We start from the raw sequence: 12,403 nt of genomic DNA, 5'->3' as shown, positions 1-12,403 counted from the left end.
TCAAAAATCCTTGCACAGGCGTAGCGAGTCGTAGATGGCGGCGTGGATGTTGTGCATCGACACGCAGTCGCCCACGCGGTAGAGCAGGAAGTTGCCGTTGCCGGTCGTCTGGCTCAAACCCGGCTGGGGCAGAGCGTCATACAGCGCTTCAATGTCGGTCTGGCCCTTGTTCATTGACAGGGGCTTGAGCTGCCAGTACAGGCCGTCATTGGGCAGGATGCCGTTTTCAACCACCACCTGGTCCACGGCGCGCTCTTCCAGCGCTTCGGTGTACTCGTTCTTCAGCACGGCGATCAGCTTGTCCCCCTCCCGGTACACCTTTTCCAGCCAGTAGTTGGGGGTTAGGACCACCCCGTTGGCGTAGAGCTGGCGGTAAAAGATGGGGAAGGTGGTACCGCCCACGTCGTCGGCCACTTTCACGTCGGGGGTGACGATCTCCACCAGCTTGCCGCGCGCGGCGATGAAGTCGGCCACACCGGTGCCCGCATGGGTGCTGATGCTGTCGTAGACCAGCACGTTCTCACCGGGGGCTACTGCGCCGGACAAGATGTCCCAGCCGCTGACGCACAGGCCTTCAGCCGCGCCCCAAGCCGGGGTTTGGCCGGTGTGGGGCACGCCGCCGGTGGCCATCACCACGATGTCGGGTTTTTCCGCCAGGATCATTTCTTGGGTGGCGGCCACGCCGAGGCGGCGGTCCACGCCCAGGCGCACGGTTTCCATGTCGAACCAGCGGATGATGCCGGCCATTTGCTCGCGTTTGGGTGGTTTGGCGGCCAGGTTGACCTGTCCGCCGACCAGGGTGTGCTTCTCGAACAGCACCACGTCGTGGCCGCGCTCGCGGGCCACGCGGGCTGCCTCCAGCCCGGCGGGGCCTGCGCCCACCACCACCACCTTGCGGCGTACACCCGTGGTCTTTTCGATTACGTGGGGCATGGTTTCTTCGCGGCTGGTGGCGGCGTTCTGGATGCACAGCACATCCAGGCCGTTGTACTGGCGGTCGATGCAGTAGTTGGCACCGACGCACTGTTTGATCTGATCCTCTTTGCCATCGCGGATCTTGATGACCATGTGCGGGTCGGCAATCTGCGCGCGGGTCATGCCCACCATGTCCACCATCCCGGTGGCCAGGATGCGCTCGGCCTGCGATGCGTCGCGGATGCTCTGGGCGTGCATCACCGGCACTTTGGATACCGATTTGATACCTGCGGCCAAATGCACAAACGGCTCGGGTGGCAGTGCCATCGGCGGCATGCAGTTGACCAGGGTGTTGTGGGTGTCGGCTCCGGAGCCGACTACGCTCAAGAAATCGATCATGCCGCTCTCCGATAGCGACTGGGCAATTTCCTTGGCCATCTCGTGGCTGATACCGTCTTCGTGGAACTCGTCGCCACACATGCGCAGGCCGACGCAGAAGTCGCTACCGACCTGTTCGCGCACGGCTTGCAATACCTCGTAGCCGAAGCGCATACGGTTTTCCAGGCTGCCGCCGTACTCGTCGGTGCGGTGGTTCACGCGGGGGCTCCAGAACTGGTCGATCAGTTGCTGGTGCGCAGCGGAGATTTCGATGCCGTCCAGGCCTGCGTCCTTGACGCGCTTGGCGGCGCGACCGTAGTCGGCGGCGATGCGGCGGATTTCTTCGATCTCAATCGTTTTGGCGTTGCCACGGTGCACCGGCTCGCGGATGCCGGATGGGCTGACCAGGTGGGGCCAGTCAAAGCCATGCCAGGCGTTGCGCCGTCCCATGTGGGTGGCCTGGATCATCAGCTTGGCACCGTGCTTGTGCATGGTATCGGCCAATTGGCTCAGCGGCTCAATCACCTTGTTGGTGGCCAGATTGATGGAGCTCCACCACGACCAGGGGCTGTCGCGCGACACCGGGCTGGAGCCGCCACAAATAGCCAGGCCCACGCCGCCCTTGGCTTTTTCTTCGTAGTAGCGGATGTAGCGCTCGGTGGGGTTACCGCCTTCGGCATACACCTCGGCGTGCGCGGTACTGACGATGCGGTTGCGCAACAGCACCTGGTTCAGGCGGATGGGCTCAAACAAATGCGGATAGCGCATGGTGAATCTCTAGAGGGGACTAACGGTGAAAACGCAGTGGGCGTGGCCTTCGGCTGCACATTGGGTCTCGGTGCTGGTGGTGCGCACCGCCGAGCCGCTGGTTTCCAGCACCCAGTCCATCGCGCCCGAGAACCAGCCTGCAAACAGGTAGCAGACCTTGCTGTGGTTGATGGGTACGCCTGCAATGCCCTGGGCCAGCACGAACACCGAATGCTCCAGCTTGACCTGGGCGTGGCCGGTGGTGGCGTCGGCCTCAACGAAGGAGAACAGGCCCCAGCCACGTTGGGATAGCCGTTTGAGGTAGTGCTCGTACACCGCCATGCCTGTCAGGCCGTGGGTGGCGGCCTCTTGTTGGCACCAGAAGTAGGCCGAACGGTAACCGGCCTTGTACAGCGCCGGGGCATACACCTCGCGGCCCACCACGGCTTCGGTTTCCACGTGGTTGTTGACGAAGAAGTGCCGGGGCACATAGATCATCGGCAGGCCGTCGGTGGTCCAGACGCCGGTGTCGGCATCAACATCTATGGGGAGCTGGGGGTGCATGGTGCGCTTTCTTGGTTACAGCGAGGGGTTAGGCGAGCCAGCCGGAGACGCGCGCCGGGTTGTCGTTCATCCACTTTTCAGCGGCATCGGCAGGCTTGGCTCCGCCTTCAACGGCCAGCATCACGGCACCGATTTCTTCGGGCTTCCAGGAGAACTTCTTCAGGAAGGCCACCACCGCAGGTGCCTTGGCGTTCAGTGCCGGGTTGATCACGCTGTCCACATGCTCTTCGGCGCCAAAGATGTTCTTCGGGTCGGCCAGAAAGCGCAGCTTGTACTTGGCAAACATCCAGTGCGGAATCCAGCCGGTGACGGCAATCGCCTTGTTGGCGCGGTAGGCGCGGTCGAGTTCGGCTGCCATCGCCGGGCCAGAGCTGGGCTGTAGGCGCATCTCCAGGCCATAGGCTTTGATGGCTTCTTCGGTTTTTTTCATCACGCCTGCACCCGCATCAATGCCGACGATGCGGTCGCCAAAGTCGGCACGGTGGGCGTTCAGATCGGCCAGGCTGGTGGCTTTGACGTAGTCGGGCACGATCAGGCCGATTTTGGCGCCGGGGTAGTTGGCACCCAGAATTTGCACCTTGTCTTTGAAGTTGGCCAGATAGGCCTCGTGCGTCACGGGCAGCCAGGCCGACAGGGTTGTGTCCAGGTCGCCACGCGCCACCGCCTGCCACATGATGCCCGCAGCCAACGGCACTAATTCGACCGGGTAGCCCAGCTTGCTGCGGATGATGGCGGCGGCCAGGTTGGTGGTGGCCACACTGTCCGACCAGCCATCGACAAAGCCGATTTTGATGGTGGGCTTGGCCTGGGCGAAGGCGCTGCCGGACACGGCCAATGCGGACAGGCCCAAAGTCTGTGTGAGGAACTCACGGCGTTTGCGGGGGGAGAACGAAACGGTCATAGCAGCTAACTCCTGGTTGTGGATAGGGAATGCGAAGGGGCGGGGAAATCAGTGGGTGGTGGGTTCTAGCTACCCCAGACCTGGTCGAAGAACTTCATCCAGTTGGCACCCAGCACCTTGGTGATGCGGGCATCGGACCAGCCGGTTTGCTGCATCGTGGCCGTGAGGTTGGGGAAGTCGCCGATGGTGCGAATGCCTTCCGGGTTGACCACCTGGCCAAAGGTGGTCAGTCGGCGCCAGCGGCCTTTGTCATGCGTCAGCATGTCGAAGAACTCATGGCCGTGGCCTTGGGTGAAGTCCGAGCCCAGGCCCACACAGTCTTCGCCCACAATGTTGATGACGTAGTCGATGGCCTCGACGTAGTCGTGCACGGTCGAATCATTGCCGCGCTTGAGAAAAGGCGAGAACATGGTCACGCCGATAAAACCACCGTGGTCGGCGATGAACTTCAGCTCCGCGTCACTCTTGTTGCGCGGGTGGTCCTTCAGGCCCAGCGGCAGGCAGTGGGTGTAAGCCACGGGCTTGGTGGACGCCAGGATCGCTTCTTCTGAGGTCTTGCTGCCCACGTGCGATAGGTCGACCATGATGCCCACGCGGTTCATCTCTGCAATCACCTCGCGGCCGAAGCCGGACAGCCCGCCATCGCGCTCATAGCAGCCGGTGCCCACGAGGTTTTGCGTGTTGTAGCACAGCTGGACCACGCGCACACCCATGTCGTGGAAGGCTTCGATGTATCCCAGGTTGTCCTCAAAGGCATGGGCGTTCTGGAAGCCTAGGACGATGCCGGTCTTGCCATCGGCCTTGGCTTGATTGATGTCGGCCGTGTTGCGGGCCAGGGTCACGAGGTCGCTGTTGTCGCGGATCAACTGTTTGAGCTGGGCGATGTTGTCCACCGTCTTGGGGAAGTCTTCCCACACGGAGACGGTGCAGTTGGCGGCGGACAAACCGCCCTTTTTCATGTCTTCAAAGACGCTGCGGTTCAGGTTGGCAATGATGAGACCGTCGATGACGATGGAGTCCTGGTGGAGTGTGCTCATGGCGCGTTCCTTCAAAAAAGATTTAGGCGTACAGAGGAAAACGGGCGGTCAGTGTCTTGACGCGGGCGTATACCGAGGCCTCGGTGGCAGGGTCGCCCGCCGGATGGGTTTTCAGGCTGTTGAATACTTCCAGCATCAACCGGCCCACTTCTTCAAACTCGGCCACGCCGAAGCCGCGCGTAGTGCCGGCCGCCGTGCCGACGCGGATGCCGGAGGTGATGGTGGGCTTCTCGTCGTCAAACGGTATGCCGTTTTTATTGCAGGTAATGCCCGCGCGCTCCAACGCTACTTCGGTGGTGTTGCCCTTCAGGCCCAGGGGGCGCAGATCGACCAGCAACAGGTGGTTGTCGGTACCGCCGGTGACCAGGTCCAGGCCGCCCGCCTTGAGTACGGCGCCCAGGGCTTTGGCGTTGGCCACCACCTGCTCGGTGTAAGCCTTGAAGCTGGGTTGCAGTGCCTCGCCAAAGGCCACGGCCTTGGCCGCGATGACGTGCATCAGCGGGCCGCCTTGCGAGCCCGGGAACACGGCCGAGTTGATCTTCTTCGACAAGGCTTCGTCGTTGGTCAAAATCACGCCGCCGCGCGGCCCGCGCAGGGTTTTGTGGGTGGTGGAGGTGGTTACATGGGCATGCGGCACGGGGCTGGGGTAGACACCCGTGGCCACCAAGCCTGCCACGTGGGCCATGTCCACCATCAAAAATGCGCCCACCTTGTCGGCGATGGCGCGAAAACGCGCCCAGTCGATGGTGCGGGGGTAGGCCGAGAAGCCTGCAATGATGAGTTTGGGCTGGTGTTCTACGGCCAGGGCTTCGACCTCGTCGTAGTCGATTAATGAGTCTTCGCGGCGCACACCGTATTGCACGGCCTTGAACCATTTGCCCGACAGCGCGGGTTTGGCCCCGTGCGTCAAATGCCCGCCTGCGGACAACGACATGCCCAGCACCGTGTCGCCGGGCTGCACCAGGGCCAGCATCACGGCGGTGTTGGCCTGGGCACCGGAGTGGGGTTGCACGTTGGCGTATTCGCAACCGAACAACTTGCACAGGCGCTCAATGGCCAGCGCCTCCACCACATCCACGTGCTCGCAGCCGCCGTAATAGCGCTTGCCGGGGTAGCCTTCGGCATACTTGTTGGTGAGGGCCGAACCTTGGGCTTCCATCACCGCTTTGGAGACGATGTTTTCTGAGGCGATGAGTTCGATCTGTTCGCGCTGGCGTTGCAGTTCATGGTCCATCGCGGCGCTGACGGCAGGGTCGGTCTGGGCCACACCCACGGAGAAGAAGCTTTCGGTTGTCATGGCAAAAAGTCCTAAACGTTTTCAAACAAAGGGGTGAACACCGGGTCGGCGTGCTGGTCTGGCGAGGCAATGCACAGGCGGTAGGGCAGGGCGGTGCGTTCCAGCAAGCGCCAGGTGTAGTCGGCAAAGCTGCGCCGGAAGACCAGCACCACGCCCGCTTCGTCGGTACGGGCCACAGTGAGTCCGGTTTTGGACACCACGGTGCTGGCGCAGCGGCCCACGGCCAGGCTCTCGTAGTCGTACGGCCCCATTTGGCGCAGTAGCAGCATATGGTCGGGACCGCTCAGGCGCAGGGCGGTCAGGCCACCGCTGTTGTCCACCACCTGGGCAAACAGGTCTTGCACGGCGGCGGTCAGTGCGGCCAGCAGGTTGTCGCGGGTTGAGCGCTTGCACACCAGCAGCCATTCGTCGGGCGACACCCAAAGCACCACACCGGCGGTGGTAGTCAATACGGTCATGGGCTGGGTCGGCAGGGCCTGGCCCAACACACCGGCCACGGCCTGCATAAAGGCAGCATCGTCGGCCTTGCCACGCAGCACGATGTAGCCCAGGTTGCCCAGTTCACTTACCACCACCCGGTTTTGGGCGGTGGGGCTGGCCACGCGGGCGGGCAGGTCAAAGGCGTGCAGGGGCGATTCCAGCATCGCGTTCAAATCTTTAGACATTTTGACGGTCACCTTTCACATCGACAAACACGCTGCCACCGACCTTCACCGGCGTCACTTTGCCGTGGGCATGCACGTACAGGGTTTGCTCCTTGCGCTGCAGACCCCCGGCCACCACCGCCATGGCAATGGAGCGGCCCAGGAAGGCGCTGTGGTAGCTAGAAGTCACGTGGCCCAGCATCTGGTTGCTGCTGCCCACGGTGGCGCTTTCCATGATTTGCGCGCCTTCGATCAGCACGGTGTTGGGGTCTTCTGGCAACAAACCCACGAGTTGCTTGCGGCCTTCGCGGGCCGTGTCGCTGCGGGCCAGTGAGCGCTTGCCCAGGAAGCTGAACGGCTTTTTCATGCCCACAGCCCAGGCCATGTCCAGGTCCATCGGGCTCATCGAGCCATCGGTGTCCTGGCCGACAATGATGAAGCCCTTTTCGGCCCGCAGCACGTGCATGGTTTCGGTGCCGTAGGGCGTGATATCGAACTCGGCCCCGGCGGCCATCACGGCCTCCCACAGGGCGTGGCCGTAGCCGGATTCGACGTTCAATTCATACGATAGTTCGCCCGAGAAGCTGATGCGGAACACGCGGGCGGGCAGGCCACCCACTGTGCCCGCGCGCCAGTCCATGAACTTGAAGTTCTCCGGCGACAAATCAATGTCCGGGCACAGCTTGGCCAGCACGGCGCGGGCCTTGGGGCCGACCAGGGCCACGGTGGACCAGTGGTCGGTCACCGAGGTCATCCACACCTTGAGTTCGGGCCACTCGGTCTGGTGCCAGCGCTCCAGCCAGTTCAGTACGCGGGCCGCACCGCCGGTGGTGGTGGTCATGTAGAACTGGTTTTGCTGGATGCAGGCGGTTACGCCGTCGTCCATCACCATGCCGTTTTCGTCCAACATCAGGCCGTAGCGGCACTTGCCCACGGCCAGTTGGGTCCAGGCATTGGCGTAGATACGGTTCAAAAATTCACGCGCATCCGGGCCGTCGATCTGGATCTTGCCCAGGGTGGACGCGTCCATCACGGCCACGCCGTTGCGGGCTGCCAGGCATTCGCGGTTGACGGCGGCGTGCAGGTCTTCACCGAGCTTGGCAAAGTACCAGGGCCGCTGCCATTGGCCTACCGGCTCCAGGGCGGCACCTCTGGCCACGTGGGAGGCGTGGATGGCGCTGTAGCGGTTCGGGTCAAACAGCTCTTCGGTCATGGTGCCCGCCAACGCGCCCAGGCTCACCGGGGTGTAGGCCGGGCGGTAGGTGGTGGTGCCGACTTCGTTCACCGGGCGCTTCAGGGCGCGGGCGGTGATGACGAAGCCGTTGACGTTGGACAGCTTGCCCTGGTCGGTGCCGAAGCCCAGCGCGGTGTAGCGCTTGACGTGCTCGATGGAGTGGTAGTTCTCGCGTACCGCCAGTTCGATGTCGGCGGCGCTCACGTCGTTCTGGTAGTCCACAAAGGCCTTGGCGCCTGCGCCTTCTTGCTTGCCGTCAGGCAGGCGGAACATAGGGCGGGCGGGCATGCGTTTGGGCTGGAAGCAAACCGGGGCTTGCAGCGATTCGCGCTTGCCGCAGGCGGCCAGCACCTGTTGCATGGCGCGCGTGGTTTGTGCCATTGCGTCGGACAGCTCGAAAGCGCCGGTGACCGAACCCACGCAGGCCACACCCTTGCGGCCGGTGCCTGGCACCACGAAGGCGGCGACGGCTTCATCCCAGGTGGGGCGGCTGCCGTCGTGGCAGAACAAATGCACGGTGGGCGACAGGCCACCAGAACTCAGCACTACGTCGCAGGCGATGTGTGTGCCGTTGCCTGCGACCTCATCCTTGGTGGGGTGCAGGGGCACCAGGCGCACGCCTTTGACCTCGCTACCGCCGGTGACTTCGGCAATGCCGTGGCCCGCCATGACGGTGTAGTTTTTATTGCGGGCGACCGCGCCGTGGCGCACATCGGCCACGGTGACGCTGGCACCGGCTTGGGCCAGCACCTCGGCGCAGTCGTGGATGAGGTCGCTGGTACCGCAGATCACGATGCGCTGGCCCACCCGCACGCCGTAGCGCACCAGGAAGGTTTGGCCGGCCGACACGGTCATCACGCCGGGCAGGTCGTTGTTGCCAAACACCAGGGGGCGTTCGATGGCACCGGTGGCCAGCACCACGTGGTGGGCGCGGATCTTGTGCATGCGGTGGCGCGGCAGGTGGGCCTGGCGCTGCGCGGGGGTGATATGGTCTTGCACCAGCTCCACGGCCTGCACCAGGTTTTGCTCGTACATGCCGAACGCCGTGGTGCGGGGCAGCACGGTCACATGCGGCATGTCGGCCAGGGCGGCTTGCACCGAGCGGATGGTGGCATCGCTGTTGCGGCCATCGATCTGTGCGCTGGGGTCGGACAGCAACCAGCCGCCCAGTTCGTTTTGCTCGTCCACCAGCAGGGTCTTGAGCCCGGCGCGCCCGGCTTGCAGCGCGGCCAGCAGGCCACAGGCACCACCGCCCACCACCAGCACATCGACGTGGTGGTGCAAGTGGTCGTATTTTTCGGGATCGGGCTCGGTGGGCGCATCGCCAAATCCGGCGAACTTGCGGATCACGGTCTCATACAGCGGCCACAGCTTTTGCGGCCATTTGAAGGTCTTGCTGTAGAAACCCGCAGGCATGAAACGCGAGCCTTGGCCCAGTACAGATTTCAAATCGAAATCGAGGGATGGCCAACCCGAGGTGGAACGTGCGCTCAAACCCTCAAACAGCTCGGCCTGGGTGGCTTTGACATTGGGCGTAGTGAGTGCGCCCACGCCCAGCTGCACCAGCGCATTGGGCTCTTCCGCCCCCGCGCCGATGATGCCGCGTGGACGGCCATATTTGAAGCTGCGGGCCATGCGGCGTACACCAACGGCCAGCAGGGCAGAAGCCAGCGTGTCGCCGGGGTGGCCGGTGAACTCACGGCCATCAAAGGTGAACTTCACTATGCGCGTGGTGTCGATGCGCGCGGTGGTCTGGGGTACGCGGGTGCCGCTCATGCCGATTTCTCCTGGGCCAGATCGGCCAGAAACAGTGCTTTGCCTTCGGCCAGCGTCCAGCTTCCGGCAATTTCGTAGGTGGCTGTGTTGCGCTTCACGGCAAACACCTTGCGGCAGGCCGCCGTGTGTTGCCATTGCTCCCAAAACCAGCCTTTGGTGTTGCGGCGCATGAAAACATAGTCGCCCCAGGTGGCATCGTCCACCGCTTCGGGTTGGGCAGGGCGGGAGATATAGGCTTCGCCGGCGTTGCTGAACTCTTCTTCGTCCCGCGTTTCGCCGCAGTGGGGGCAGTGCAATAAAAACATGGTTAGTGCGCGACGCCAGCGGCGCCGTGTTCGTCAATAAGGTGGCCGGAATGGAAACGATCAACCGTGAAGGCTTTGGACAGCGGGCCCGCCTCGCCTTTGGCCAGCATGTCGGCAAACACATGGCCCGATCCCGGTGTGGCCTTGAAGCCGCCGGTGCCCCAGCCGCAGTTGAAAAACAGGCCTTGCACGGCGGTCTTGGAGATGATCGGGCAGGCATCCGGGGTCACGTCCACAATGCCGCCCCACTGGCGGTTCATGCGCACGCGGGAGAACTGGGGGAACAGCTCGATGATGGCGGCCGCCGTGTGCTCGATCACGTGCGGGCTGCCGCGTTGGCCGTAGCCCAGGTAGCTATCGATGCCCGCACCAATCACCAGCTCGCCCTTGTCGGACTGGCTGAGGTAGCCATGCACCGCGTTGGACATGATCACGGTGTCGATCACACGCTGCATCGACTCCGATACAAAGGCTTGGAGCGGATGGCTTTCCAGCGGCATGCGCAGCCCGGCCATCTTGGCCAGCACAGACGAGTGCCCGGCAGCCACGCAACCCACACGCTCGGTCTTGATGGCCCCCAGGTTGGTTTGCAGGCCACGGATTTGGCCGTTTTGGATGTCCATGCCGGTGACTTCGCAGCCCTCGATCAAATCCACACCCAGGCGGCTGGCGGCGCGGGCAAAGCCCCGGGCCACGGCATCGTGGTGCGCCACACCCGCACGCGGCTGCCAGCTGGCCCCCAGCACCGGGAAGCGGCGGCTGCGGCTGCAATCGAGCTGGGGGATTTTTTCTTTCACTTCCTTAGCATTCAACACATGGGCATCCACGCCTTGCAGCGCGTTGGCATTTACCCGGCGCTCGATGTCGCGCATGTCTTGCAGGGTGTGGCCCAGGTTGAATACGCCGCGCTGGCTGAACATGACGTTGAAGTTCAGGTCTTCGGTCAGGCCTTCCCAGAGCTTCAGCGAATGCTCGTAAATCGCGGCGGACTCGTCCCACAGGTAGTTGGAGCGCACGATGGTGGTGTTGCGTGCCGTGTTGCCGCCGCCGAGGTAGCCTTTTTCCAGCACGGCGATCTTGCCGACCTCGGGGTGGTTCTTGGCCAGGTAGTAGGCCGTGGCCAGGCCATGTCCGCCTCCGCCGACGATGACTATGTCGTAGGCAGGTTTCAAGGCCACCCGTTCCCAGGCCGGTTCCCAGGTTTGGTGGTTTTTAAAGCCATGCTTGAGCAGGCTCCAGAGAGAGTAGTTTTGGCCGCGCATAGTGTGTCCGTGGGTGTCTGCATGCATTGTTGGATGCCACCCCCGCGCCACCTTGCGCCGTGCAGACGTGCAGTTGTCAAAATTCGACATTCAGGCGATTTACGTCGAATTTGTCTCTTTACATCCGGGGCCAGTTTGTGCTGATGGACCCCTTAAAATCGACGAATGACCACTGACATTGCCCCCATGAACCTGACGCATCACTTTCTGATTGCGATGCCCGGTCTGGAGGACGAAGCCTTCGCTAAAAGCGTGGTGTACCTGTGCGAACACAGCCCGCGCGGCGCGATGGGCCTGGTGATCAACAAACCCAGCGATATCAGCCTGAAGAGCCTGTTCGACAAGGTTGATCTGCCGCTGCGCCGTGCCGACTTGAGCGATAGCCCCGTGTTCCAGGGCGGCCCGGTGCAAACCGAACGCGGTTTTGTGCTGCACGAGGCCTTTGTCAGCAGCGACATCGACCCCTCCGAATCCGTGTATGCGTCCACCATGGCCATCCCCGGCGGGCTGGAGATGACCACCTCCAAAGACGTGCTGGAGGCCATTTCCTCCGGCGCAGGCCCACAGCGCGTGCTGGTGTCTTTGGGCTATTCGGCCTGGGGCGAGGGCCAGCTGGAGGCAGAGTTGGGCGAAAACAGCTGGCTCACGGTGGAGGCCGATTTGGCGGTGATCTTCGATACCCCGGTGGCCCAGCGCTACGACCAAGCTTTGCTGCTGCTGGGTTTGCAGTCGTGGATGCTCTCCCCCGAAGCGGGCCATGCATGACTTTTACTGTGGAACACCCCCAGGCTTGCCCACTGCGTGTGGCCGCCCACCCCCTTGCAGGGGGCAATACCAGCAGCCCGGCGAAGCCGGTTCTGCGGTATTTCTGGAATGAGCCGTCCTCGTTTCATGCCGTAGTTAAGGGCTGCATGGCTGGGGCAATTTGAATGAGTTTGGTTGAAATTCCTGCCAACTTGCAATCCTTTCTGGCCTTTGACTATGGCCAAAAGCGTACCGGCGTGGCCGTGGGCAATCGCCTCACCCGCACCGCCACGCCGCAGGGCACGATCACCGCCGAGGGCGATGCCCGGTTTGTGCCTATCGCCGCCCGCGTCAAGGAGTGGCAGCCCGATGCCATTGTCATCGGCGTGCCGTTCCACCCGGACGGTGCGGCCCACGACAACACCCGGCGTGCGCAAAAGTTTGGCCGCCAGTTGCGCGGTCGCTTCAATCTGCCGGTTTTCGAGGTAGATGAGCGCTATAGCACCACAGAAGCCCTAGAGATGGGCGCAAAAGATGCCGATGCCGCAGCGGCCTGCATCATCCTGGAACAATTTTTGAGGAGTATCCCGTGAGTACAT

At 63.0% G+C, this 12,403-nt stretch carries 11 protein-coding genes; 2 read left to right on the top strand and 9 right to left on the bottom strand.

Annotated elements, in window-relative coordinates; translation table 11 throughout:
- The 9 genes from AC0969_RS03325 to AC0969_RS03285 form a co-directional block, all read right to left on the bottom strand.
- The gene (locus AC0969_RS03325) at positions 1-2,061 is read right to left on the bottom strand and encodes an oxidoreductase (protein WP_479622700.1); all 2,061 of its coding nucleotides are present in this window, start codon (positions 2,059-2,061) and stop codon (positions 1-3) included.
- 9 nt (positions 2,062-2,070) lie between these two features.
- Entirely contained in the window at positions 2,071-2,604 is a 534-nt protein-coding gene (locus AC0969_RS03320; protein WP_479622699.1) for a DUF5943 domain-containing protein, read from the bottom strand.
- A 28-nt stretch (positions 2,605-2,632) separates the two neighbouring features.
- Entirely contained in the window at positions 2,633-3,505 is an 873-nt protein-coding gene (locus AC0969_RS03315) for a glycine betaine ABC transporter substrate-binding protein (protein WP_479622698.1), read from the bottom strand.
- Between the two features lie 65 nt (positions 3,506-3,570).
- On the bottom strand, positions 3,571-4,542 hold the full coding sequence (locus AC0969_RS03310; protein WP_479622697.1) for a dipeptidase: 972 nt from the start codon (positions 4,540-4,542) through the stop codon (positions 3,571-3,573).
- Between the two features lie 22 nt (positions 4,543-4,564).
- Positions 4,565-5,839 carry a serine hydroxymethyltransferase gene (glyA, locus tag AC0969_RS03305; RefSeq protein ID WP_479622696.1) on the bottom strand — a complete coding sequence of 425 codons (1,275 nt, stop codon included), beginning with the start codon at positions 5,837-5,839 and terminating at the stop codon, positions 4,565-4,567.
- 11 nt (positions 5,840-5,850) lie between these two features.
- Positions 5,851-6,504, bottom strand: coding sequence for a sarcosine oxidase subunit gamma (locus AC0969_RS03300; protein ID WP_479622695.1), 654 nt, complete (start codon positions 6,502-6,504; stop codon positions 5,851-5,853).
- The gene (locus AC0969_RS03295; RefSeq protein WP_479622694.1) at positions 6,497-9,493 is read right to left on the bottom strand and encodes a sarcosine oxidase subunit alpha family protein; all 2,997 of its coding nucleotides are present in this window, start codon (positions 9,491-9,493) and stop codon (positions 6,497-6,499) included. Before AC0969_RS03295 ends, AC0969_RS03300 begins: the two co-directional genes overlap by 8 nt.
- On the bottom strand, positions 9,490-9,798 hold the full coding sequence (locus tag AC0969_RS03290; protein WP_479622693.1) for a sarcosine oxidase subunit delta: 309 nt from the start codon (positions 9,796-9,798) through the stop codon (positions 9,490-9,492). Before AC0969_RS03290 ends, AC0969_RS03295 begins: the two co-directional genes overlap by 4 nt.
- A 2-nt stretch (positions 9,799-9,800) precedes the next feature.
- Complete coding sequence (locus AC0969_RS03285) at positions 9,801-11,060, bottom strand: sarcosine oxidase subunit beta family protein (RefSeq protein WP_479622692.1); 1,260 nt, start codon at positions 11,058-11,060, stop codon at positions 9,801-9,803.
- Positions 11,061-11,225: 165 nt separating this feature from the next.
- On the opposite strand from AC0969_RS03285, the gene AC0969_RS03280 reads away from it, so the two are divergent.
- Positions 11,226-11,825 carry a YqgE/AlgH family protein gene (locus AC0969_RS03280; RefSeq protein ID WP_479622691.1) on the top strand — a complete coding sequence of 200 codons (600 nt, stop codon included), beginning with the start codon at positions 11,226-11,228 and terminating at the stop codon, positions 11,823-11,825.
- Between the two features lie 164 nt (positions 11,826-11,989).
- Positions 11,990-12,397, top strand: coding sequence for a Holliday junction resolvase RuvX (ruvX, locus tag AC0969_RS03275; protein WP_479622690.1), 408 nt, complete (start codon positions 11,990-11,992; stop codon positions 12,395-12,397).
- Positions 12,398-12,403 lie beyond the last annotated feature (6 nt).

The organism is Rhodoferax sp. LB1P47 (assembly GCF_056521445.1).
Note: the sequence above shows the minus strand (reverse complement) of the source record. Positions and strands in the feature narration are given on the sequence as shown.